Raw genomic sequence first — 23,429 nt, forward strand, 5'->3', positions numbered from 1 at the left:
ATCCGGGCGCGGCTTAGGCGCGGTCCGCCACGCGCTCGCCCATGATGCCGGACGGACGCACCGTCAGCACCAGGATCAGCACAACGAAGGCGAAGATGTCCTGATAGTGGCTGCCGAGGAAGCCGCCGGTGAACTCGCCGATATAGCCGGCGCCCAGGCTCTCGATGATGCCGAGCAAAATGCCGCCTATCATCGCGCCGTAGATGTTGCCGATGCCGCCCAGCACCGCCGCCGAGAAGGCCTTCAGGCCGGGCACGAAGCCCATGGCGAACTGGATCGAGGCGTAGTTGGCGCCCCACATCACGCCGGCCACGGCGGCCAGCGCGGCGCCGATGGCGAAGGTGGCGACGATGACCTTGTTGGAGTCGACCCCCATCAGGCCGGCGACGCGCGGGTTCTCCGCCACGGCGCGCATGGCGCGGCCCATCTTGGTTTTTTCCACCAGCATCACCAGGCCGAACATCGAAGCGGCCGCCAGCACCAGCAGCAGCACCTGGGTCTGCGAGATCAGCGCGCCGCCGATGGTGATCGGCTCGGACGACAGCAGGGTCGGGAAGGGCAAGGGGTTGCGGCCCCAGATCATCATGGCGAAGGTCTGCAGCAGGATGGAGACGCCGATCGCCGTGATCAGCGGTGCCAGCCGTGGCGCGTTGCGCAGGCGGCGGTAGGCGACGCGCTCGATCAAGACGTTGACCAGCATGCAGACGGGAATGGCGCCGCCGATGGCGATGGCCAGCTTGACGAAGCCGGGCAAATCGGGCGCGTGCTCGTTGAGCAGGCGCAGGATGGTCAGTCCGGCCATCGCGCCTATCATCAACACGTCGCCGTGGGCGAAGTTAATCAGGTTCAACACGCCGTACACCATCGTATAACCGAGGGCGACCAGCGCGTACATGCTGCCGAGCACCAGACCGTTGATAATTTGTTGGATTAGGGTATCCATGGAGATTGTGCCTCTTCTATTGTGTTGTACTGCAACGGCCAGGCAGCCCGGCCGGCTCCGGCGGCGCCCCTAACAAAAACGGCACCCGGGGAGTTCCCCGTAGTGCCGCCGTTGATTGGACGCCTGTGGTCCGGCCCGATCTGCCCGCCGCCGACTCTGCATCGATCTACTGCGCATTCAATTAAGCAAACCCCATGCCATGCCACCATTCGCGCCCCGGGTCTCATGCCCGGGTACAAGAAAGCAGATTCGACAACTTTTTTCGGGCGAGGCAATAATACCGAGTATCCGAAAAAACTAATAGGGGAAAAAATAATGGTGCGCCGAATTTAATTCAGATGTTGCAAAATCGTAGAAGCGGCCCCTCCCTAGTTTGGTGCAGGCTTGACACCGTCCAATCCCTTAGGTAAAGGGAAGGTTACCGCCTCCTGCACGCCGTCGAGGGTGCGCACGCTTTTCACGCCGCATTCTTTTATGCGGTCGATGACGGCCTGCACCAGCACCTCGGGTGCCGAGGCGCCGGCGGTGAGACCGACGCGCACCTTGCCCTCCAGCCAGGCCGGGTCGATCTGCGCGGCGTTGTCGACCATATAGGCCGGCGTGCCCATCTTCTCGGCCACCTCGCGCAGGCGGTTGGAGTTGGAGCTGTTCGGGCTGCCGACGACGATCACCAGTTCCACCTGCGGCGCCATGAATTTGACGGCCTCCTGGCGGTTGGTGGTGGCGTAGCAGATGTCGCCCTTCTTCGGCTCGATGATGGCCGGATATTTCAGTTTCAGCGCCTCGATGATGTCGGCGGTGTCGTCAACCGACAACGTTGTCTGGGAAACATAGGCCAGCATGTCCGGCTTGCTCACGTTCAGCGTGGCGACATCGGCCACCGTTTCCACCAGATACATGCCCTCCTCGGTCTGGCCCATCGTGCCCTCGACCTCGGGATGGCCGTCGTGGCCGATCATGACGATCTCGCAGCCCTGGCGGCGCATCTTGGCCACCTCCATGTGGACCTTGGTGACCAGCGGACAGGTGGCGTCGAAAATGCTCAGGCCGCGCGACTCCGCCTCGGCCCGAACCGCCTTCGACACGCCGTGGGCGGAGAACACCAGGGTGTTGCCGGCCGGGACGTCGTCGAGCTCCTCGATGAAGATCGCGCCCTTGTTGCGCAGGTCGTCCACCACATAGGCGTTGTGGACGATCTCGTGGCGCACATAGATGGGCGCGCCGAATTGTTGCAGCGCGCGTTCGACGATCTCGATCGCCCGGTCGACGCCGGCGCAAAAGCCGCGCGGCTGGGCCAGCAGGATTTCCTTGTCCATCGTCGCCCCCTACAGCACGGAGATCAGGTTCACCTCGAAGCGCAGCGCCTTGCCGGCCAGGGGGTGGTTGAAGTCGAACAACACGGCTTCCTCGCCCAGTTCGAGCAGCACGCCGGCGAAGCGGCCGCCGCCCGGCGCGGCGAAGTCGACCAGGTCGCCGATCTTGTAGTCGGCGTCCGGCGTCGAGTTCTCGTCCAGCGTGGCGCGCGTGACGTGCCGCACCATGTCCGGATTGCGTTCGCCGAAGCCCTGGCCGGCGGCCAGGTCGAAGGTGCGCTGGGTGCCCTCGGGCATGCCGATCAGCAGTTCCTCCAGCACCGGCGCCAGCTGGCCCTGGCCCAGCATCAGCGTGGCCGGATTTCCGCCGAAGGTTGTGATGATATCAACACCGTCCGGCGTGGCCAGACGATAATGCAGAGTGAGGTAAGCCGATGGGGTGACGACGGGTGTGTTTGCGTTGGACATGACGTGGGATTCGGTGAGCGAGCAAAGCGTTATTGTAAGCCACCTTGCCGCCGCCGCCCCTGTTGTCGAACAATTCGCCGCCCGCGCGGCCCGAGGAGAGAGCGATGGCGATCCGCGACTGGCCCGAGCAACAGCGCCCGCGCGAGCGGCTGATCCGCCACGGCGCCGCCGCGCTGTCGGACGCCGAGCTGCTCGCCGTGTTCCTGCGCGTGGGCGTGCGCGGCAAGGACGCGGTGGCGCTGGGGCGCGACATGGTCGGCCACTTCGGCTCGCTGCAAGCCCTGTTCGGCGCCGGCCTGGACGAGTTCTGCGCCCTGCCCGGCCTGGGCGCCGCCAAGTTCGCCCAGCTGCAGGCGGTGATGGAGCTGGCCCGCCGCGCCATCGAGGAGCAGCTCAGCAGCGGCCGCACACTCAGTTCGCCGCAGGCGGTCAAGGAGTATCTGCGCCTGACCTTCAGCGGCAAGGGCTGCGAATCCTTCCATGTCTTGTTCCTCGACGTCAAAAACCGCCTGATCGCCGCGCGCGAATTGTTTCGCGGCACCCTCACCCACACCAGCGTCTACCCGCGCGAGGTGGTCAAGGAGGCGCTGGCCTGCAACGCCGCCAGCGTCATGCTGGCGCACAACCACCCGTCCGGCACGCCCGAGCCCAGCGAGTCCGATTTGCTGCTGACTCGGGCGCTGGTGCAGGCCCTGGCCCTGGTCGACGTGCGCATCCTCGACCATTTTGTCGTCGCCGGCCACCAGGTGCACTCCTTCGCCGAGCACGGCCAACTGTGACGAGCCGGCGTCCGCTCCCGGGGGCGCCCATTGTTTACAAGCTGCTAAGCCCTTGTTTACCCATGGAAAACATGCATAAAGCGGGCCTAGCTAGGGTGAATTTACAATTGTTAAATTTTTCAACGCGTGCGCGACACAGTTGTTTTTCACAAGTCATTGAAAAAGCTGGAGTTTTTAGATATACTCTCGTTTTTCCAATTGTGGAATGTCTTTAAGGAGTGCACCATGGCACGTGTTTGCCAAGTCACTGGGAAGAAGCCGATGGTCGGCAACAATGTTTCCCATGCAAACAACAAAACCAAACGTCGTTTCCTGCCTAACTTGCAGAATCGTCGTATTTTTGTTGAATCTGAAAACCGCTGGGTCTCCCTGCGCTTGTCCAACGCCGGTCTGCGCGTCATCGACAAAGTCGGCATCGACGCCGTCCTGGTCGATATGCGCGCTCGTGGCGAAAAAGTATAATTAGGGAGCTATCATGGCAAAAACAGGCCGCGACAAAATCAAGTTGGAGTCGACCGCAGGTACGGGTCACTTCTACACGACGACCAAGAACAAGCGTACTACGCCAGCTAAGATGGAGATCATGAAGTTCGATCCTAAAGCTCGCAAGCACGTAACGTACAAAGAAACCAAGATCAAGTAATCGATCTTCGTGTTCTACAAAAAAGCCGCTCATCGAGCGGCTTTTTTATTTCCGGAAAGCCTAGGCTTGGTTGGCTAGCGCTTGTCTCCAGCGAGTTTTCGTTGCTCCCGGAAGTTGTCGGCAATATGCTGAGCTGCGGCCAACTCGGCCGCACGCTCGGCCGGGCTAAGGTCCTTCCCCATGGCGACCATAAACTCGCCATCTTTCGCAAACCATTTGGCAGACATAGATTCGGCTCCGTATTGTTCGCCATCGAACAGTCCTTGCGCCATAAAGTAGCGGTAGGCCAACAGCATATTCTTCTCGAACAGATCCGATCCGTTCTGGCTTTCAGCTGCGAGATACATGATGGCACTAATGTCTGTTCCCGCCTCGACCGCCGAGACCAACTGAGCCCTCGCCACCGCCTTCCACTCCTGCACCAGCGGGTCATCGGGGCGCGTCTTAAGTGCGCCGGGGTCACCAAACGGCCCTTCTTGAGCAAATGCCGCGACCGCCCCCATCACCCCGGCCTTGACGGCAATCGCAAGGGACTCTAGCTTGGACAATCGCAAGCGCTCCGTCATGCCGCTGCACAGCTTGGTATCGTGCTGTTTTTCTTGCTCGTTCATACCGCGATAGCCAGGCAGGTATTCGGGTCTCTTCGTTTTCAGAAGCTCGACGTCGAAGGTCGGTCGGTCGCCATCCCGAATAAACTGCTCACAGCGCGCCAACAAAAGATAGGCGTGATACGCCTTCTCGGGATCGCCCGTTGCCATCAGCCCTTGGACTTGTTCGGCCAAGGGCACTTCATCGACCGGCACGGGGAACATCGACGGCTTCGTTTCGGCCCGCGCCGGTGCGCTAGTTTGAGGCGCCGCTTTCGACGACGAAGCTGCCACAGCCTGAGCAGTACTGCTCCCGGAATCTTGCCAAGCCAGCAGTGCTGCCGCAATTGCGGCAGCCAACAGCGCACCGGGGAACCATTTTTTAAAACGCATTCAAGAACTCCCGATTACTACTCATAAGCTATTGCGAAGCATGCATAGCCACACCCCGCCAATGGCTGCTGTTGGCCGGGCGCGGTTCCACTTAAGCGGCGTCCAGCCACTCCATCTTTTGCACTTGGATGTGCGGGTGGCTATCGAGCGCCTCCCATTCCGGCAGGAACGTGAAGCCCTGCTTGCGGTAGAAGGCGGCGGCTCTTGCGTTGTCCGGCGACACGCCCAAGACCACGCGCGCATGGCCCTGCGCCAGCGCGTGCGCCTTGACGGCGTCGACGAGGCCGGCGGCGGCGGCCGAGCCACGATGCTCGGGCCGGACCCACATGGCGATCAGGTTCAATTCCGCCGCCTGGCTCAGCACGCCACCGGCGATGCCGACCGCCACGCCGTCCATCAAGGCGAGAAAGAAGGCCACGCGCTGGCCGCCGGCGGCGCGCTCGCGCCATTGCGCCTCGCTGTTCGCCGACGCCGAGGCGTGGCTGACGCCGAACGCCGTCGGCGCATCGAGCAAGGCGGCGAGGCGGATCTCTTTGAGTGTTTTCCAGTCGTCTATCGTGGTGTGGCGGATGGTCATCATTGATTGCATGTGGCTGGATTGAAATATTGCCATGAGTCTAACATAAACAGCCTCGCCCTCCCCTAAGCAACAAATGCGCGGACAAAAAAACGGCGCCGAATCCGGCGCCGTTCTTATTGTCCCGCCAAGCCGGTCCAGGCCGGCCGACTATCAGGCGTAGCTGCGCAGACGCAGCGAGAAGTCCTGCAGCGACTTGATGCCCGAGCCCTCGGCGCGGTTGCACCAGTCCTGCAGCTTGTGCAGCAGCTGGTCGCGGGTGAAGTGGGAACGCTCCCAGATCACGCCCAGTTCGACGCGCATATTGTGCATGGTCTCCAGCGCCTTGCTGTGCTGGAACAGCTCGCTCAGCTGCTGCTGTTGCGTCGCGGCCAGCTTGCCCGGCTCGCTCTGCAGCAGTTTGCGCGACGACTTGAGGAAGCGCGCCTCCAGCTGGGCCTTGTCCTTCAGGTGCTCGAGCTCTTCCTTCCAGGCGTGCTTGACCGACTTGGCGTACTTGGCCATGACGTCGTAGCGGTTGGCGATCACCGATTGCAGGGTGTCGAAGTCGGCCTCCAGCTTGCCGTGGGCGAACTTCGGCTCCGGCAGGCGCTTCTTGACCTTGGCCAAGCCCAATGTTTCCAGCACGCGGATGTAGAACCAGCCGATGTCGATCTCATACCATTTCGACGACAGCTTGGCCGAGGTGGCGAAGGTGTGGTGGTTGTTGTGCAACTCCTCGCCGCCGATCAGGATGCCAAAGGGAATGATGTTGGTGGCGGCGTCCGAGCAGTCGTAGTTGCGGTAGCCCCAGTAGTGGCCGATGCCGTTGATGATGCCGGCGGCGGTGACGGGAATCCACATCATCTGCACGGCCCAGACCGACACGCCGATCACGCCGAACAGCACGAAGTTGATCACCAGCAGCAGCGAGAAGCCCGCCCAGCTGTACTTGGTGTAGAGGTTGCGCTCGATCCAGTCGGTCGGCGTGCCGTGGCCGTACTTCTCCATGGTCTCCAGGTTCTTCGATTCAGCGCGGTACAGCTCGGCGCCTTCCCAGAACACCTTCTTGATGCCACGGGTGACCGGGCTGTGCGGATCTTCCTCGGTGTCGCATTTGGCGTGGTGCTTGCGGTGGATGGCGGCCCATTCCTTGGTCACCTGGCCGGTGGTCAGCCACAGCCAGAAACGGAAGAAGTGGCTGGGGATGGCGTGCAACTCCAGCGCGCGGTGCGCCTGGTGGCGGTGCAGGTAGATGGTGACGCTGGCGATGGTGATGTGGGTGACGATCACGGTATAGAAAAACACTTGCCAAGCGGTCAGTCCGGTGACGCCGTTTGCCAAGAACTCCAATACTGCGTTTAAACTAAAAGTCATTACTGCTCCAAAGTGGGTGTCCCAATGCGGTCGCTCCGCTCGTGGGGAGGTCCGATATTCTTGCTTTTGGACGTCATTGTACGCTGAAACCTCCTTGATTTGCGGAACCTTTCCCGCAGACAATGACTATTTTTTAGGCAGCTCGTCCCGCGTCGGCCGGCGGGAAAGTGCCGACGATGCGCATCTCCCGCTGCGGGAAGGGCACCGAGATCCGATTCTCTTTAAAGGCGCGCCAGATGGCCCGGTTGACATCCGAGATCACGCCGCCGCGGCCGTTCTCCGGGTCACCGATCCAGAAGCCGACGCGCAGGTCGAGGCCGTCGGCGCCGAAGCTGAGCAGCTGGGCCGCCGGCGGCTGCGTGCTGGAAACGCGCTCGACCGAGGCGGCGGCCTTTTCCAGCAGCTCCAGCACGAAGTCGAGGTCGCTGTCGTAGGCCACCGAGACGTTGGTGGAAATCCACAACATCTTGTTCGACAGCGAGGAGTTCTGCACCGCGCCCGACACCAGCATCTCGTTCGGCACGATCGATTCTACGCCGTCCAGGCCTTGCAGCACGGTGTAGCGGGTGTTGATCTGGGTTACCTTGCCGCTGTACTTGTCGACGGTGATCATGTCGCCGATGGTCAGGCTGCGGTCGAGCAGGATGACGAAGCCGGAGATGTAGTTGCTGGCGATCTTCTGCAAACCCAGGCCGAGGCCGACGCCGAGCGCGCCGCCGAACACCGACAGCACCGTCAGGTCGATGCCCACCAGCGACAGGCTGGCCAGCACCGCCACCACGATCAGGATGGCGCGGCCCATGCGCGCCATCACCACGCGCAGGTTGGAATTCATGCCCTGCACCTTCATCAGGCGCTCGTCCAGCGCGGTGCCGGCCCACAGCGCCAGCATCAGCAGCACCACCACCGACACGGCGGCCTGCAGGATGGAGGCGATGGAGACCTTGTGCTTGCCGATCGGCAGAACGGTGTCGTCGAGGAAGGCGAACACGTCGACCCACAGGCCGGTGATGTAGAGCACGACGGCCAGCCAGACCATCAACTGGAACACCTTCTCGAAGGTCAGCATGGTGGCGCCGACCTGGCCATGGCGGGCGAAGACGCGGCGCAGCAGGTAGAAGGTGAAGCGGATCACCACCAGCGAGCCGAAGATCGGGATGGCCACCTTCATCAGGTTGACGTGGTGCCACTTGGCCAGCACGGCTTTCGCCAGCGCCAGCAGCACGACGATGACCAGCGGCACGATGACGCGGCTGAAGCTCTCGACGCCGAACTGCAGCGCGCCCTGGTGCGCCTCGCCGCTGCGCACGCGCCGGCTCAGGCGGCGGCCCAGGGCCCAGCCCAGCAGCACGGAAAAGGCGATGGCGCCGAGTTGCCACAGCAAGCCGGGATCGTTGAGGTCGCCGAGCAGGTCGGTCAGCAGGTTGGTGATGGGCAGTGAATTCATTGTGATAACAATAGTGCAAGGAAAGGGTGACAGGGTAGCGTAAACCGCCGTGGCGGTGGGCAAGCCTTACAGACGGACACAGAATGTCGGAGCGCCGGCAAAACCGAAGGCACAAACCAGGGTCAGACCCTAGGGTCTGACCCTCGCTCTTTGCCGTTGGGGTTTGCCGGCATTCCGGCGCCTTGAAAAGGCAAAAAAGGCCGGGGTTCAGTGCTGAATCCCGGCCTTGCTCATTGCCGACTACGCGGCAGCTTACTCGTCCTCGGCCTCGTCGTCGGCCGCGTCTGCCTTAGGCGGCAGCACTTTCTTGGCCATCGGCTTGCGCTCGAACACGGCGGCGAAGAAGCCGTCGGTCTGGTGCTTGTGCGGCAGCAGCTTCAGATAGTCGCCCATCTCCAGCTCGATCTTCTGCTCGGCCAGCACTTTGCTCATCGGCACCAGCTCGAAGTCGGGATGGTTGGCCAGGAACTGCTCGGCGACCTCCTCGTTTTCCTGCTTGAGGAAGCTGCAGGTGGCGTAGACCAGGCGGCCGCCGCCCTTCAACAGGCGCGCCGCGCCGTCCAGGATGCCGATCTGCTTGGCCTGCATCTCGACGATGGCCTGCGGCTGCTGGCGCCATTTGACGTCCGGGTTGCGGCGCAGGGTGCCCAGGCCGGAGCACGGCGCGTCGACCAGCACGCGGTCGATCTTGCCGGCCAGGCGCTTGATCTTGGCGTCGCGCTCGTGCGCGATCTGCACCGGATGCACGTTCGACAGGCCGCTGCGGGCCATGCGCGGCTTCAGCTTGGCCAGGCGCTTCTCCGACACGTCGAAGGCGTACAGGCGGCCGGTGTTGCGCATCAGCGCGCCCAGCGCCAGCGTCTTGCCGCCGGCGCCGGCGCAGAAGTCGACCACCATCTCGCCGCGCTTGGCGCCGACGATCTGCGACAGGATCTGGCTGCCCTCGTCCTGCACCTCGATGGCGCCGCTCTTGAACAGCGGCAGGTTTTGCAGCGCCGGCTTTTGCAGCACGCGCAGGCCCAGCGGGGCGTACGGCGTCGGCGTCGAGCGGATCGGCGCCTCGGCCAGGGTGGCCATGACTTCGTCGCGGGTCGCCTTCATCGAGTTGACGCGCAGGTCCAGCGGCGCCGGCGAGTTCATCGAATCGGCCAGCAGCAGGGTTTCGTCCTCGCCCATTTGTTCGACCAGCATGTCGAACAACCACTTCGGCATGTTCGAGCGCATCGACTTGTGCATCAGCTTGCGGTCGATCTGGGTGATGCGCTGCAGCCACTCGACCTCTTCCTCGGTCAGGCCGCCCATCGAGTCAATGCCGACCGCGTCGGCCATGCCGAGCAGGGTCAGGCGGCGCATCGTGGCGCCGCCGCCGGCTTCGGAGAAGTCGGTGAAGAAGGTCTTGTTGCGCAGGATGTTGTAGACGCACTCGGCGATGGCGCCGCGTTCGCGGCCCCCCAGGCGTGGATGGTCTTTGAAGTAGCGCGACAGGGTGGTGTCGGCGGGCGCCGAAAAGCGCAAGATCTCGCGCAATACCTCTTCGGCATTGGCCAGTATCGCTGGTGGCAATCTCATGGAATTCCTTGGTTATTGATTTGTTGTGTGGTCCACATGGACCTGGCCTTGCTCGATCGTCAAGCGGCCTTCGATGAACCAGCGCACCGCGCGCGGATACAGCGTGTGCTCTTGTGCCAGCACCCGCGCCGACAGGCTGTCGACCGTGTCGTCGGCCAGCACGGGCACGACGGCCTGGGCGACCATGGGGCCGTGATCGAGTTCGGCAGTCACGAAATGCACCGTTGCGCCATGTTCGGCCACGCCCGCGGCGAGCGCCTGGGCATGTGTGGCCAGCCCCGGGAACAGGGGCAGCAGCGAGGGATGGATATTGAGCATGCGGCCGGCGTAGTGCTCGACGAACTGCGGCGTGAGGATCCGCATGAAGCCGGCCAGCACCACCAGATCGGGCGCGTGGCCGTCGATCACGGTTTGCAGGGCGGCGTCGAATTCGGCCCGGGTCGCATAGTCTTTATTGGCAACGACTGCCGTCGCAATTCCGTGCTTGGCCGCGAACGCCAGTCCGGCGGCGTCGCTGCGGTTGCTGATCACGGCGGCAATGCGGGCCGGCCACTGCTCGGCCTGGGCCGCGCGGATGACCGCCTCCATGTTGCTGCCGCGACCGGAAATGAGGATGACGATGTTTTTCATAGGCCGCATTGTACCCGCTACCGCGAGGCGAACCAAGAAAGCCGCAATTTTTGCTGCGGCGCAGCAGAGGCGGCGGCGGCCGCCGCAGGCCCCAAGCGGCGCGGCGCGCGGGGCGCCGCCGCTGGGCGCACGGGGCTACTCGAAGGAGTAGAATACGCGGAACGGCACCTTCTTTTCGGCCCAGTAGTCGGCGGCGTCGCGGAACACGTCGAGCAGGGTTTCGCGCGCTTCCTTGTCGAATTTCTGGGTGTTGGGCAATTGCTCCAGCACCACCAGGAAGCCGGTTTGCACGCCGGCCTTGAACATGGTCTCGGTCAGGGTTTCGCGCAGGCCGTCGAAATTCTTGCCCACCCCTTTGGGAAACTGGAACGATTCTGCAATGATGCCGAGTACTTGTTGTTTCGTTACACCCGCCAGGCAGTGTGCATATAAAAAGTGCTGCCCGAGACGGACTGCCTCGTCTTGCAATTCGGTGACTCGAAAAGCGCGGATGGACTGGACAAGGTTGGGCGGCACGGTCATTAACAAACTCATTTTTCCCTCAAATCGACCTGTTATGTACGGTGTGTTCTTTTTCGCCTATAAGTGAGTACCTATACACTTGACACGGCAAGCGGGTCAATGCGCTTGCGGTGGATGATCCACGTTTCTCTGTGACAATCAAATCCCATACGCATATTAGGGTAACGTGTTGTTCCTCCTGAATCAACACGAATGTGATGCCTAACGCAAGATTTGTAAGAATCAGAACATATATATCGTGTTTTCCCGCGATTTCGGCCATTTTTCACCGTCCTCCGCAGCCGTGTCCGCCCTGTTACAATTTGTTGCCACGGGAAACACACTGATTCCTGGGCCGGGATTACCATAGGCCTGTGCATAAATCAGATTCACAGATCAGACCAACAAACTACACGAGGTACCACATGAACCTGCAAGCCAAATTGATCGTTTCCGCGCTCTGTCTGGGCGCCCTGCCGCTGAGCCAGGCGGCCGACTTCGAGGAATTCGGCCGCGTCGTGCGCGTGTCGCCGCAAGTTGAGCAGATCAACCGCCCGCGCCAGGAATGCCGCACCGAGTACGTCCAGGTGCAGCAGCCGCAGCAGCAGCGCAGCGCCGGCGGCTCCATCATCGGCGGCATCGCCGGCGCGCTGATCGGTAACCAGGTCGGCGGCGGCACCGGCCGCACCGTCGCCACGGCGGCCGGCGCCATCGCCGGCGCCGTCGCCGGCGACCGCATCGACAACTCCAACCAGTACCAGGGCGGCGGCACCACCGAGCAGGCCGTCAAGCAGTGCCGCACGGTCGACCACTGGGAGTCGCGCACCAGCGGCTACGAGGTGACCTACGACTACCGCGGCCGCAACTACACCAGCATCATGTCCTACGACCCGGGCGAGCGCGTCAAGCTGCGCGTCTCGGTGGAGCCGGCCCAGCGCTAGGCCACCACCCTGTAGCACCAGGCACTGCCGGTCCGCGCGACCGGCAGTGTCGTTTACGGCCGGTATTTACGGCAAGCGGTATTTACCGCAAGATATAATAGACGGTTCACAGTCCCACCTTCCCCTCCCCGCCATGCTGATCAAACGAAAATCCATCGAACAACAAGAATCCTCCCGCCCCGCGCGCAAGCCCAAGTACGCGCCGGTGACGCTGTCGGAACAGGATGGCGTGCGCTATTTGCATTTCGGCACGGAATGGGTGCAGGGCGCGATGCGCATCCGCAAGCCGGACTGGCCGGAGCTGGAATACGCGCAGCAGATGATGAGCTGGATGTTGTGGCTGGAACAGCCGCGCCACGTCGCCCAACTGGGCCTGGGCACGGCCACGCTGACCAAATATTGTTACAAACAGTTTCCAGAAGCGAAAGTCACGGCGATCGAGCTGAACCCCTCGGTGATCGCCATCTGCGCCTCGATGTTCAAGCTGCCCGACAACGACGAGCGCCTGCAGGTGCTGGAGATGGACGCCAACGACTATGTCAACGACGCCGCCAACCACGCCACGCTGGACGTGCTGCAGGTCGACCTGTACGACGCCACCGCGCGCGGCCCGGTGCTCGACAGCGCCGAGTTCTACCAAGCCTGCGCCGCCTGCCTGGGCGAGGACGGCATCATGACCGTCAACCTGTTCGGCGACCACCCCAGCTACGCCAAGAACGTCAAGGCGATGAAGTTCGCCTTTGAGCAAGTGATTTGCCTGCCGGAGGTGCATGATGGTAACGTAGTGGCGATCGCCTTCAAGACCCGCCGTGGCGCGCTCGACTTCGCCGCCCTCGACGCGCGCGCCGCGCAGATCGTCGCCGACACCAAGCTGCCGGCCAAGTCCTGGGTCAAAGGCCTGAAGACCCTGCCCGCAGGGAAGTAGGCAAGCTCGTCGCCGGCGCCGGCCGCAAGGCCGCGCCGCGCCAGAAGGAAGGTGGCCGTGCGCATGTCCACACCCAAAGTGCTCGATCTGCAACTGATTTTCAGCTGGCTGCTGGCCGACGGCATGGTCGAGAAGGCCAACGTCAAGGCCCACTACGCCCAGGCCCAGGGCATCCTGAAGAACGCCATCGGCAACATGCACCCGCTGTGCGCGGTGGCCCACTGCAAGCTGACGTCGGCCGCCGCGCCGCACAAGCAGCTCACGCTCGACCTGCTCAGCGCCTGGCTGGCCGGCCGCGTCGAGCTGCCCTTCATCCACATCGACCCGCTGAAGATCGACTTCACCAAGGTGGCCGACGTGATGTCGGCCAGCTACGCGGCGCGCTTCAACATCCTGCCCGTCGAACTGAGCCAGGACACCCTGGTGGTGGCCACCGCCGACCCCTACGCCCACGAGTGGGAGGCCGAGATCGCCAAGGTGTCGCGCCGCACGATCCGCCGCGTGATCGCCAACCCGCTCGACATCGCCCAGTACATCTCGCAGTTCTTCAGCCTGGCCAAGTCGATCAAGAAGGCCAACAAGAGCAACGGCCAGGACCTGGCGCTGCGCAACAACTTCGAGCAGCTCGTCGAGCTGGGCAAGAACAACCGCCAGGTCGACGCCAACGACCAGCACGTCATCAACATCGTCGACTGGCTGTGGCAGTACGCCTTCGAGCAGCGCGCCTCCGACATCCACCTCGAGCCCAAGCGCGAGCTGGGCACCATCCGCTTCCGCATCGACGGCGTGCTGCACCAGGTCTACCAAGTGCCGGCGGTGGTGATGATCGCCATGACGGCACGCATCAAGCTGCTCGGCCGCATGGACGTGATCGAGAAGCGCCGGCCACAGGACGGCCGCATCAAGACCCGCACCGGCGGCGGCCAGGAGATCGAGCTGCGCCTGTCGACCCTGCCGACGGCCTTCGGCGAGAAGCTGGTGATGCGCATCTTCGACCCCGATGTGGTGGTCAAGACCCTGCCCGAGCTGGGCTTCCCGCCCGACGACGCGGCGCGCTGGGACGCGCTGACCAAGCGCGCCCACGGCATCATCCTGGTCACCGGGCCGACCGGCTCGGGCAAGACCACCACCCTGTACACCACCTTGAAGGCGCTGGCCACCTCGGAGGTCAACGTCTGCACGGTGGAGGACCCGATCGAAATGGTCGAGCCGGCCTTCAACCAGATGCAGGTGCAGCCCGGCATCGACCTGTCCTTCGCCGACGGCGTGCGCGCGCTGATGCGGCAGGACCCGGACATCATCATGGTCGGCGAGATCCGCGACCTGGCCACCGCCGAGATGGCGATCCAGGCGGCGCTGACCGGCCACCTGGTGCTGTCGACGCTGCACACCAACGACGCGCCGTCGGCGGTGATGCGCCTGCTCGAACTGGGCGTGCCCTACTACCTGCTGGAGGCGACCCTGGTCGGCATCATGGCGCAGCGCCTGGTGCGCACCCTGTGCCCGGACTGCAAGACGGCCGACGGCAGCATCGCCGACGACATCTGGCAGGGCATAGGCGGCGCCTGGCAACTGGCCAAGCCAACCGCCGTCTACCGCCCGGTCGGTTGCCCGGAGTGCCGCCAGACCGGCTACCGCGGCCGCACCGGCATCTACGAGCTGCTGACGGTGAGCGAGGCGTTCAGCAAGCTGATCCAGGAGGACAGCGACATCCACGCGCTGCGCCGGCAAAGCATGGCCGACGGCATGAAGCCGCTGCGCATCGCCGGCGCGATGAAGATCATCGAGGGCGTCACCAGCGCCGAGGAAGTGCTGAAGGTGACGGCGGCGCTGAACTGACGCCCGGCCGAGAAAACGGGCGAAGAAAACCCTTGGCGGTTGGCAAAGGGCTGTATATAATACGGCCTCTTTCGGGTCGTTAGCTCAGCTGGTAGAGCAGCGGACTTTTAATCCGTTGGTCGCAGGTTCGAATCCCGCACGGCCTACCACGAATTTAGCAGTAGCAAATCAAGGAGTTACGAGTGATCGTAATTCCTTTTTTTGTTTCTGCAGTCGCATTTCACAAATTCCCGTATTGACGCTGTAGTTACAGTGGAGGATACTGAATTTATGCCAAAATCGCGCGCCGCATCACCGGATCATGCGGGTTCAGCCACAGTTGCTGTTGCTGAACGACCTGCTGCGAACCAAACAAAAGGCAGCATAAACCTGCGCATTGATGCCAGTACTCGACAGTTGATTGACGAAGCAGCTGCGATTCTCGGCAAGACCCGCACGGAATTCATGGTTGAAAGTGCAAGGCGGCAAGCAGTCGATGTACTTCTTGATCAACGCCTGTTCGTACTAAACTCCGAGTATTTCGACGCCTTCATACAGGCGCTCGACAATCCCCCAGCGCCAGGATCGAAATTGCAGTCACTACTGCGCCGAGTTCCGTCATGGAAGAGCTAGAGGGTTCGACGCAACCACAATCTCGTCTATCACCACCGGTTTCTTTGACTGCCGAACATGAGCTTTCAGGATTCGATTGTGGCGAACCAGCGTTAAACGATTGGTTGCAACAAAGAGCATTGAAAAACCAAAGCCGCTTCTCACGCACCTATGTCGTTGGCATGGGCAAACAGGTAGTAGCGTATTACGCCATTTTGGCTGGCGCTGTTGAACGTGACTCAACGCCCAGCAAGATCCGGCGCAACGCGCCCCAAACCATTCCAGTATCGATCATCGGGCGGCTGGCCGTCAGCCGCGATCATGCGGGTAAAGGACTCGGCGCCGACATTCTCGCGGATGCACTGCGCCGTATCGCCATCGCCTCGCAAAGTATTGGTATCGGTGCAGTACTCGTCCATGCTAAAGATGAGAGCGCGAAACGTTTCTATTTGAGATGTGCGGAATTCATAGAATACCCGGTGGATAGCCGCACCATGTTCTTGCCGATTGAAACCGTGCTTGCCGCGTTTAGCTAGGATTCGCCGCGCAACAGGCCGTAGACCCTGCCAGTCTCAAATTGATCGTCAGCAAGCACGCCTGCCGAAACAAGTCCCAGATCGCATTCAGCAGTTTTGCCCAACCGCATGAAAAATTCCACCGCGCGATTTGCCCGCGCCGAAGCTTGCGGCGCGGCGATTTGAGTTAGTATCACATTGGCAATCCTGCCCGCTGCGGCAACCTTCCATTCACCCACTCACTCTGGAGCACATCATGGGACTACTCGATCAATTGGCCGGCCAGGTTATGGGATCGCTGGGCGCGCAACAGCAGGACCCGGTGCCGCAAGGCGAACTGTTGAACGGCGTGATGGCCATGCTGAACAACGCCGGCGGCCTGTCCGGCCTGGTGCAAAAACTGCAGGCCAGCGGCCTGGGCGACCAAGTCGCCTCGTGGATAGGCACGGGCGACAACCACACCGTGTCGGGCAACCAGATCAGCGACGCGCTCGGCGGCGAACACATCGCGCAACTCGCCCAGCAGGCCGGACTGGAACCTGAGCACGCCGCCACCGGCCTGGCCCAGCTGCTGCCGCAGATCATCGACAGCCTGACGCCGAACGGCCAAATCCCCGAGGGCGGCGCGCTCGACCAGGGCCTCGATTTCCTCAAGGGCAAGCTGTTCGGCTGAGCGGCCGCGCAAAGTTCTTCTGTGCGGCGGGCGGCTATAGTATAGTTTCTTGCCGCACAGGCAAGCCCTAGCCACCATGACAACCTACACGGACCGACCATGAAAAAAATCCTCGCCGTATGTGCCCTCGCCTGCTTCGCCAGCGCCGCCTTCGCCGCCGCGCCGGAAGCCACCTCGGCGCCGAAAACCGCGCAGCAGTCCAAGATGGCCACCTGCAACACCGACGCCGCCGGTAAAAAAGGCGACGAGCGCAAGGCCTTCATGAAGGAATGCCTGACCGCCAAGCCAGCCGCCGCCTCGGCGCCGGCCACCCAGCAAAGCAAAATGAAAACCTGCAACGCCGATGCCGCCGGCAAAAAAGGCGACGAGCGCAAGGCCTTCATGAAGGAGTGCCTGAGCGCACCGAAGTAAGCTCCCCCCTCTTCCAAAAAAACCGCCGGCCGGCAACGCCCGGCGGTTTTTTCATGCGCGACGCCGTCGCCCCACAGCGGCGGCGGGGCGCGGAACGATTCCTGTTTCATCGCATCAAGGATGCTTCATGCTAGTTTGTTTGCCAGGTGAAGTAAAATTGAGAAGCAATTTTTGTTGCGGCATGGCCCACGCTGGAGATCGAGTATGCGCAAGCGGAGCACCTTGACGCTGTTGCTGTCCCTGCCCTGCGGCGCCCTGTGGGGCCGGCCGGCGGAGCGGGAACGCGTCCGCGTCGTGCTCGGCGAATGGGCGCCGATGCTGGGCGCCGGCCTGCCGCGCTACGGCGTGGTGGCGCAGTTGATCGAGGAGGTCTTCGCCAGCGCCGACATCGCCGTCGACTTCGAGTTCCGCCCCTGGCAACGCGCCTACGCCCAGGTTCGCAGCGGCCAGTCGCACGCCTCGGCGTTGTGGGGCCGCACGCCGGAACGCGAGGCCGTCTGCGATTTTTCCGATATCATTTTCAGCGACGACCTGGTGTTGTTCTTCCGCAAGGACAAGCCGCTGGCCTGGGACGGCAAGGTCGAGCACCTGGCGGCGTTGCGCGGTATCACCATCGGCCTGCCGCTGGGCTCGGCCAAGGCCGAGCCGCTGGCGCAGGCCGAACGGCGCGGCGAGTTGCGCTTCGAGGCCAGCGGCGACGAGCTGAGCAACCTGCACAAGCTGCTGGTCGGCCGCTTCGACGCGGTCGACCTGTCGCGCACCATCGGCAGCCAGTTGCTGCTGCAGCGCTTCAGCGCCGCCGAGCGCGAGCTGGTCGGCCACACGCCCAGCTACCAGCAGTGGCATTACCGGATGATGTTCTCGCGCAAGGCGCCGGACCACGCGCGCTACCTGGCGCTGTTCGACCAGGGGCTGAAGCGGCTGAAGGCGAACGGCCGCTACCAGGAATTGATGGCGCGCTTGCCGCGCGACCCTGCACGCTGAGCGCGACCGCGCCGCAGCCGGGCCGGGCAGTGCGGCGGCGGCGGCGCGGCGGCGCGCCTTCGCGGCCAAGCAAGGGGGGGGTGTGCGGGATCGTGGAGCTAATTCGGCAACAAGCTTGCATAAATTGCATTTTGTTGAAATAATAGGCAACAATTTCAACAACACGGATTCCGCCATGTCACGTTCGCCACGTCCCGCCATCAATTTCCGTGCCATCAGCGACCCCGAACGCATCAAGATCCTCGCCTCGCCGGCACGCCAGGAACTGGTCGACACGCTGGCCGCGATGGGCGGCCAGGCCAGCGCCGCCGCGCTCGCCTCGCAACTGGGGCGCCACGCCGACGGGCTATATTATCACCTGCGCATCCTGTGCAAGGCGGGATTGATCCAGGAATTCGACGGCGAGCGCGGCGAGGAGCGCCGCTACCGCCTGCCGGGCGACCACACGGCGCCGCTGCGCCTGGCCTATCAGACCGGTCCGGACGGCAACACCGAGGCGCTGCACAAGTTCGCCCGCGGCCTGCTGCAGGTGGCCTGCCAGGATTTCGAGCAGGCGCTCGACATGCCGGACGTGGTGGTCGACGGCGCGCAGCGGCAATTGTGGGCCGCGCGCAACAAAGCCTGGTTGTCGGCCGAGGAACTGGCCGAGGCCAACGTGCTGCTCGAACGGCTGTGCGAGCTGATGAGCCGCCCGCGCGCGCCGGGCCGCGACCTGCTGATGAGCTGCGCCTTCGTGCTGGCGCCGGTGACGCCGCTGCCACTGCGCCGCAAGGCCGAGAAATAGACACGGGGCCCCGCCGCGTCGACGCCGGGGCCCCGTGGTGCCTCCACCGAGCCGGCGCCTAGGCCGGCTGCTTGCGGCGGCGCGCCAGCGCGCCCAGCAGGGCCATGCCCGACAGCATCATCGCGTAGGTTTCCGGCTCCGGCACGGCCGTCACCTGGTTGATCCAGGCGATGTGCGAGAAGGTCGCGCTGGAGCCGGACAGGTCGCCGAAGCTCGAACTGTTGCTGGCGCTGGCGTCGCAATTGTTCAGGCCGAAGGCCGGGCACACTTCGCTGCCCTGCCAGCCCCACGAGTGCACCGCCGACAGCAACCACTCCTTGCCGTTCCAGACGAAGTCGCCGCCGCCGGAATCGCCGCCGGCGATCAAGGCCTCGTTGGCGCCCTGCCCCAGGCCGCTGGACCAGGCGTTGCCGGTCGAGCCGGCGATGCGCCCCAGCGTGTTCCGGTTGCTGCCGCCATCGTCGAAGTCGCTCATGTAGGTGGTGCCGGGTGCGTAGTAGGCCGGATCGTAGCCGCCCAGCGCGTCGCCGACGTACTGGCTGGTGACCCGGTTGAAGGTGGCGCTGTCGACGTCGAAGGTGTTGTAGCCGTAGTGGCCGAAACGGCGGTCGCCCCAGCCGGTCTCGGCGTTGCTGCCGCCGACGCTGGTGGTGCCGTAGCCGGCCATCAGGAAGTCCTTGCCGACGTCGTTGGTGGTGCTCAAATGGTAGCCGGCGATGCCGGTCACAGGCGCGCTCAGGCGCAGCAGCGCCATGTCGGCGCCGGTGTCGAGCTGGCCCCTCCAATTCGGATTGACGATGGAGTCCTTGACCGCCACCGTGCGGCTGACCTGGGCTTTGCCGTCGGCCCAACCGAAATCGACCTTCATCGAGGTGAAGCTGTCGGCGCAGTGGGCCGCCGTCAGCACGTAGGCGCCGCCGGCCAGCAGCGAACCCGAGCAGGCGTAGCTGGCGCCGGAGGGCTTGGTGAAGCTCAGACGGGCGACGCCGTCGAGGGCACCGACGACGCCGTTGAAACTCTGGCCCGGCAGGAAATGCCAGTCCGACGGCGACGAGGTGTTGCCGGTCAGCGGGGTCTGCGGGCCGGCCTGGGCCGCGCCGGCGGCGAGCAGGGCGAGCGAGAGGGTGGCGAGCTTGAACGGAGTGAAGGAAACGACCATGAAACGCACCTCTATTTTAGGAATTGTTGATGGGTGAATCTACCTTGGAGTACTTGGCTGCCGCCCGCCGGGCGCGTTCCCGGCAAGCCCATCAGTAAGTGGATGCAAATATATCATTGCTTAATGAGAAACAATTGAATTCGGAAAAGAATATATTTTCGACACATTTTCATTGCAAAAACTTATCTTTTACATTAGAAATTTTCATATCGGCGTGGATAATTCGGTCGCGCCGGGCATGCTGGCGCAGCGCATGAAGTGTTCATGTTGTCGTTCCAAGCAAGGACGAACTATGCTCAAATGGACGGGTCGGTTTTCGGCCCGGAGCCTGCCATGCCACTCTCCTTCCTACTGTCGCTGGGCCGGCGCTGCCTGCTGTGCGGCGCCGTGCTGCTGGGGCCGGCCGGCGCGGCGCCGGCCGCGCCGCTGGCGTTGCGCGTCGCCGCCCAGGAGGGCACCGAGCCGAAGTTCATCGGCGCCGAACGCGGCGGCGCCATCGCCGGCCTGTGCATCGACATCTTCCGCGCCATCGAAAAGATCGACCCCGGCCTGGCCTTCGTCGGCGACCAACGCTGGATGCCCTTGATCCGCATTTACAGCGAGCTGGCCAGCGGCGGCCAGGACGCCGCCTGCGCGGTGCAGCACACCGCCGAACGCGACGCCAAGTTCCTCTTCCTCGATCCGCCCCTGTTCCCCATCGCCTACCACCTGCTGGCGCGCGTCGACGACGACGTCGTCGTCAACGACTGGGACGACGTGCGCCGCCTGGGCGGCAACGGCGTGGTGCTGGCCAACCGCGGCTTCGCCACCACCACCGTGCTCGAACAACTGGGCGGCCTGCAGATCGACGCCAGCTCGACCAGCCCGCCGATGAACCTGCACAAGCTGATCGCCGGCCGCGGCCGCCTGTTCCTGCACCGCAGCCCCGGCCTGCGCGCCTTCCTCAAGCGCAACGGCGCCGCCGGCAAGGTCAAGATCCTGCCCGTGGTGATGGAGACGGCGCCGCTGTATCTGGCGGTGGGCAAGCATGTCGACCCCGGCCAAGTCGCGCGGCTGCGCCATGCGCTGCAATTGTTGGAGCGGCGCGGCGAACTGGAACGCCTGCTGCGCAAATGGGATCAATAAGGGAATCAATAGTAGCGGGCGGGAACAAATGTAATCTTGATTGACAGCAAGAGATGTTTTGGCCAATATCGCCGCTTCCAACACTCTCGCCCCCAGGATAGCCCGATGATCCCGCTCCACCGCCTCCCCCTCGGCCTGCTGCTGGCCGCCGCCCTCGGCTGCGGCGCCAGCCACGCCGCCGCGCCGGCCGCCGCCGCCGCCGCCACCGCCAAGCACGCCATCAGCCACGAGGACGTTTGGCTGATGAAGCGGGTCGGCGCGCCGGTGCCCAGCCCGGACGGCAAATGGGCCGTGTTCTCGGTCACCGAGCCGGCCTACGACAGCAAGGAGCAGTGGTCCGACCTGTGGATCAAGTCGCTGCTCGACGACGGCGCGCCGCGCCGCCTGACCTTCTCCAAGGGCGGCGAAAGCGCCGCCGCCTGGTCGCCCGACAGCCGCCAGCTGGTCTTCGTCGCCAAGCGCGACGGCGACGAGGCCGCCCAGCTGTACCGCATCGACGTCGCCGCCGGCGGCGAGGCGCAGCGCCTGACCACGCTGACCCTGGGCGCGCGCCAGCCGAAGTGGAGTCCGGACGGCAAGCAGTTGCTGTTCGTCAGCGACATCTTCCCCGGCAACGCCGGCGAGGACGAGGTCAAGAAGAGTTTCAAGGAGCGCAAGGAGCGCAAGACCAGCGCGCGCGCCTACGAGAGCTTCCCGCCGCGCTTCTTCGACAAGTGGCTCGACGACAAGCAGGTGCGCCTGTTCGTCATGGACGCCCAGGCCGGCGCCACGGCGCGCAGCCTGCTGGCCACCAGCAAGGTGGCGGCCATGCCGGGCTTCGGCGGCGGCCAGGGCGACGAGGGCCAGTCGCTCGGCGCGATCTGGGCGCCGGACGGCAAGAGCGTGGTGTTCGCCGCCTCGACCAACCGCGACCAGCAGGCGCGCGCCTCGGCCACCACGCAGATCTTCGCCGTCTCGGCCAAGGGCGGCGAGGCCTGGAAGCTGACCGCCGACGAGCACAGCTATAGCGAGCTGAAGTTCTCGCCCGATGGCAACACGCTGTTCTGCCTGACCCAGGCCGAGGAGGCCGGCAAGGTCTACGACCTGGAGCGCCTGGCCGCCTTCGCCTGGCCGATGCGCAGCCCCCAGCCGCAGATCCTGACGGCCAAGCTGGACCGCTCGATCTCGCGCTACGCCCTGCCCGAGGGCGGAAAGAGGGTCTACTTCAGCTACGAGCACGCCGGCCTGGAGCAGCTGCACTCGATCGCCTACGACGGCGGCGACCTGCGCGACGAGGCCTCGGCGCCGAGCGGCGCGATCAACTCGCTCAACGCCGGCGGCAAGGCCCTGGTCGGCGTGTGGGAGTCCGCGGTCAACCCGCCCGAGGTGTACGCCTTCAACGGCGCGCCCAAGCGCCTGACCGCCTTCAACACCGAGCAGGCCGCCGCCATCGACTGGCTGCCGGCCGAGCACTTCTGGTTCAAGGCGGCCGACGGCCGGCAGGTCCACAACATGATCGTCAAGCCGGCCAACTTCGACCCGAGCAAGAAGTATCCGCTGTTCGCCGTCATGCACGGCGGCGCCGCCAACATGTGGCGCGACCAGTTCGTGCTGCGCTGGAACTACCACCTGCTGGCCCGGCCCGGCTACGTGGTGCTGTTGACCGACTACAAGGGTTCCACCGGCTACGGCGAGGAGTTCGCCCGCGCCATCCAGTTCGATCCGCTGAAGGGGCCGGGCGAACACATCAACCAGGCCGTCGACGAGGCCGTCAAGAAATACGCCTTCATCGACGGCGGCAAGCTGGCCGCCGGCGGCGCCAGCTACGGCGGCCACCTGGCCAACTGGCTACAGGCCACCACCACGCGCTACAAGGCCTTCGTCTCGCACGCCGGCGAGATGGACCTGGTGATGCAGTGGGGCACCAGCGACAGCATCCACGGCCGCGAGGTCAACAGCGGCGGCCCGGTCTGGGGCGGGCTGCCGGTGTGGCGCGAGCAGAGTCCGGTAATGCAGGCCGGCAACCACGACAAGGGAACCGGCTTCCTCACGCCGATTTTGATCTCCGTCGGCGAGCTGGACTACCGCGTGCCGGCCAACAACGCGCTGATGAACTTCGCCACCCAGCAACGCCTGAACGTGCCGAGCAAGCTGCTGGTGTTCCCCGACGAGAACCATTGGATCTTGAAGGGCGAGAACAGCCGCTACTTCTACAGCGAGGTGCACGGCTGGCTGGCCAAGTATCTGAAGTAGGCCGTGTTGGTTTTGAAGTAACACGCGGCGTCGCCGGCATGCAG

26 protein-coding genes and 1 tRNA gene are annotated in these 23,429 nt (G+C 63.9%); 15 read left to right on the top strand and 12 right to left on the bottom strand.

Going from position 1 to position 23,429, the window contains the following annotated elements:
• Window positions 1-13 precede the first annotated feature (13 nt).
• From BM252_RS05465 to BM252_RS05475, 3 genes are all read right to left on the bottom strand, one after another.
• The gene (locus tag BM252_RS05465) at window positions 14-943 is read right to left on the bottom strand and encodes a branched-chain amino acid ABC transporter permease (protein ID WP_093384721.1); all 930 of its coding nucleotides are present in this window, start codon (window positions 941-943) and stop codon (window positions 14-16) included.
• A gap of 368 nt (window positions 944-1,311) precedes the next feature.
• Complete coding sequence (gene ispH / locus BM252_RS05470; protein WP_093384724.1) at window positions 1,312-2,259, bottom strand: 4-hydroxy-3-methylbut-2-enyl diphosphate reductase; 948 nt, start codon at window positions 2,257-2,259, stop codon at window positions 1,312-1,314.
• A 9-nt stretch (window positions 2,260-2,268) separates the two neighbouring features.
• Window positions 2,269-2,724 (bottom strand): FKBP-type peptidyl-prolyl cis-trans isomerase, encoded by a 456-nt coding sequence (locus BM252_RS05475; protein WP_093384726.1) that lies wholly within the window; start codon window positions 2,722-2,724, stop codon window positions 2,269-2,271.
• A gap of 104 nt (window positions 2,725-2,828) precedes the next feature.
• Here BM252_RS05475 and radC point away from each other — a divergent pair, with 104 nt between their 5' ends.
• The 3 genes from radC to rpmG all read left to right on the top strand — a co-directional run bounded on the left by radC (window position 2,829) and on the right by rpmG (window position 4,146).
• Complete coding sequence (radC, locus tag BM252_RS05480) at window positions 2,829-3,503, top strand: RadC family protein (RefSeq protein ID WP_093384729.1); 675 nt, start codon at window positions 2,829-2,831, stop codon at window positions 3,501-3,503.
• Between the two features lie 225 nt (window positions 3,504-3,728).
• On the top strand, window positions 3,729-3,965 hold the full coding sequence (gene rpmB, locus BM252_RS05485) for a 50S ribosomal protein L28 (protein ID WP_010400928.1): 237 nt from the start codon (window positions 3,729-3,731) through the stop codon (window positions 3,963-3,965).
• Between the two features lie 13 nt (window positions 3,966-3,978).
• Window positions 3,979-4,146, top strand: coding sequence for a 50S ribosomal protein L33 (gene rpmG / locus BM252_RS05490; protein ID WP_093384732.1), 168 nt, complete (start codon window positions 3,979-3,981; stop codon window positions 4,144-4,146).
• 74 nt (window positions 4,147-4,220) lie between these two features.
• Here rpmG and BM252_RS05495 read toward each other — a convergent pair whose 3' ends face one another.
• The 7 genes from BM252_RS05495 to BM252_RS05525 all read right to left on the bottom strand — a co-directional run bounded on the left by BM252_RS05495 (window position 4,221) and on the right by BM252_RS05525 (window position 11,239).
• Window positions 4,221-5,126, bottom strand: a complete 906-nt coding sequence (locus tag BM252_RS05495) for a hypothetical protein (RefSeq protein ID WP_139236306.1) — start codon at window positions 5,124-5,126, stop codon at window positions 4,221-4,223.
• 91 nt (window positions 5,127-5,217) lie between these two features.
• On the bottom strand, window positions 5,218-5,715 hold the full coding sequence (locus BM252_RS05500) for a GNAT family N-acetyltransferase (protein ID WP_217429878.1): 498 nt from the start codon (window positions 5,713-5,715) through the stop codon (window positions 5,218-5,220).
• A 141-nt stretch (window positions 5,716-5,856) separates the two neighbouring features.
• Window positions 5,857-7,059, bottom strand: a complete 1,203-nt coding sequence (locus BM252_RS05505; protein WP_093384737.1) for a DesA family fatty acid desaturase — start codon at window positions 7,057-7,059, stop codon at window positions 5,857-5,859.
• Between the two features lie 133 nt (window positions 7,060-7,192).
• Window positions 7,193-8,506, bottom strand: a complete 1,314-nt coding sequence (locus tag BM252_RS05510) for a mechanosensitive ion channel family protein (RefSeq protein WP_093384740.1) — start codon at window positions 8,504-8,506, stop codon at window positions 7,193-7,195.
• Window positions 8,507-8,758: 252 nt separating this feature from the next.
• A complete protein-coding gene (locus BM252_RS05515) occupies window positions 8,759-10,075 on the bottom strand; it encodes an RsmB/NOP family class I SAM-dependent RNA methyltransferase (protein WP_093384742.1) in 1,317 nt (438 codons plus the stop codon).
• Between the two features lie 12 nt (window positions 10,076-10,087).
• Window positions 10,088-10,705: a phosphoribosylglycinamide formyltransferase gene (gene purN / locus BM252_RS05520; protein ID WP_093384745.1), complete on the bottom strand. Its 618-nt coding sequence runs from the start codon at window positions 10,703-10,705 to the stop codon at window positions 10,088-10,090.
• Between the two features lie 135 nt (window positions 10,706-10,840).
• On the bottom strand, window positions 10,841-11,239 hold the full coding sequence (locus BM252_RS05525; RefSeq protein WP_093384748.1) for a barstar family protein: 399 nt from the start codon (window positions 11,237-11,239) through the stop codon (window positions 10,841-10,843).
• 392 nt (window positions 11,240-11,631) lie between these two features.
• Between BM252_RS05525 and BM252_RS05530 the strand changes: the two genes are divergently transcribed.
• The 6 genes from BM252_RS05530 to BM252_RS05555 all read left to right on the top strand — a co-directional run bounded on the left by BM252_RS05530 (window position 11,632) and on the right by BM252_RS05555 (window position 16,038).
• The gene (locus BM252_RS05530) at window positions 11,632-12,147 is read left to right on the top strand and encodes a glycine zipper 2TM domain-containing protein (RefSeq protein WP_093384750.1); all 516 of its coding nucleotides are present in this window, start codon (window positions 11,632-11,634) and stop codon (window positions 12,145-12,147) included.
• A gap of 133 nt (window positions 12,148-12,280) precedes the next feature.
• Window positions 12,281-13,072: a spermine/spermidine synthase domain-containing protein gene (locus tag BM252_RS05535; protein ID WP_093384753.1), complete on the top strand. Its 792-nt coding sequence runs from the start codon at window positions 12,281-12,283 to the stop codon at window positions 13,070-13,072.
• Between the two features lie 63 nt (window positions 13,073-13,135).
• Window positions 13,136-14,911 (top strand): type IV pilus assembly ATPase TfpB, encoded by a 1,776-nt coding sequence (tfpB, locus tag BM252_RS05540; protein WP_093384755.1) that lies wholly within the window; start codon window positions 13,136-13,138, stop codon window positions 14,909-14,911.
• Window positions 14,912-14,984: 73 nt separating this feature from the next.
• A tRNA-Lys gene (locus BM252_RS05545) sits at window positions 14,985-15,060 on the top strand.
• A gap of 121 nt (window positions 15,061-15,181) precedes the next feature.
• Window positions 15,182-15,523 (top strand): type II toxin-antitoxin system TacA family antitoxin, encoded by a 342-nt coding sequence (locus BM252_RS05550; RefSeq protein WP_093385162.1) that lies wholly within the window; start codon window positions 15,182-15,184, stop codon window positions 15,521-15,523.
• Entirely contained in the window at window positions 15,511-16,038 is a 528-nt protein-coding gene (locus BM252_RS05555) for a GNAT family N-acetyltransferase (protein WP_093384758.1), read from the top strand. Before BM252_RS05550 ends, BM252_RS05555 begins: the two co-directional genes overlap by 13 nt.
• Here the strand turns inward: BM252_RS05555 and BM252_RS29935 are convergent.
• On the bottom strand, window positions 16,035-16,256 hold the full coding sequence (locus BM252_RS29935) for a hypothetical protein (RefSeq protein ID WP_139236308.1): 222 nt from the start codon (window positions 16,254-16,256) through the stop codon (window positions 16,035-16,037). The two genes, BM252_RS05555 and BM252_RS29935, sit on opposite strands and share 4 nt — an antisense overlap.
• A 17-nt stretch (window positions 16,257-16,273) precedes the next feature.
• On the opposite strand from BM252_RS29935, the gene BM252_RS05560 reads away from it, so the two are divergent.
• The 4 genes from BM252_RS05560 to BM252_RS05575 all read left to right on the top strand — a co-directional run bounded on the left by BM252_RS05560 (window position 16,274) and on the right by BM252_RS05575 (window position 18,869).
• Entirely contained in the window at window positions 16,274-16,690 is a 417-nt protein-coding gene (locus BM252_RS05560; protein WP_093384761.1) for a YidB family protein, read from the top strand.
• 99 nt (window positions 16,691-16,789) lie between these two features.
• Entirely contained in the window at window positions 16,790-17,101 is a 312-nt protein-coding gene (locus BM252_RS05565) for a PsiF family protein (RefSeq protein WP_093384763.1), read from the top strand.
• A 204-nt stretch (window positions 17,102-17,305) separates the two neighbouring features.
• The gene (locus tag BM252_RS05570; RefSeq protein ID WP_093384766.1) at window positions 17,306-18,085 is read left to right on the top strand and encodes a substrate-binding periplasmic protein; all 780 of its coding nucleotides are present in this window, start codon (window positions 17,306-17,308) and stop codon (window positions 18,083-18,085) included.
• A 175-nt stretch (window positions 18,086-18,260) separates the two neighbouring features.
• Window positions 18,261-18,869, top strand: a complete 609-nt coding sequence (locus BM252_RS05575) for a helix-turn-helix domain-containing protein (RefSeq protein WP_093384769.1) — start codon at window positions 18,261-18,263, stop codon at window positions 18,867-18,869.
• A gap of 58 nt (window positions 18,870-18,927) precedes the next feature.
• Here the strand turns inward: BM252_RS05575 and BM252_RS05580 are convergent, their stop codons facing one another.
• Complete coding sequence (locus BM252_RS05580) at window positions 18,928-20,028, bottom strand: trypsin-like serine protease (protein WP_093384771.1); 1,101 nt, start codon at window positions 20,026-20,028, stop codon at window positions 18,928-18,930.
• Window positions 20,029-20,361: 333 nt separating this feature from the next.
• Here BM252_RS05580 and BM252_RS05585 point away from each other — a divergent pair, with 333 nt between their 5' ends.
• Together BM252_RS05585 and BM252_RS05590 are read left to right on the top strand one after the other, a co-directional pair.
• Window positions 20,362-21,153, top strand: coding sequence for a substrate-binding periplasmic protein (locus BM252_RS05585; protein WP_139236310.1), 792 nt, complete (start codon window positions 20,362-20,364; stop codon window positions 21,151-21,153).
• 105 nt (window positions 21,154-21,258) lie between these two features.
• On the top strand, window positions 21,259-23,385 hold the full coding sequence (locus BM252_RS05590; RefSeq protein WP_093384774.1) for an alpha/beta hydrolase family protein: 2,127 nt from the start codon (window positions 21,259-21,261) through the stop codon (window positions 23,383-23,385).
• Window positions 23,386-23,429: the final 44 nt, after the last annotated feature.

Source organism: Rugamonas rubra (genome assembly GCF_900114705.1).
GTDB classification, from domain to species: domain Bacteria; phylum Pseudomonadota; class Gammaproteobacteria; order Burkholderiales; family Burkholderiaceae_D; genus Rugamonas; species Rugamonas rubra.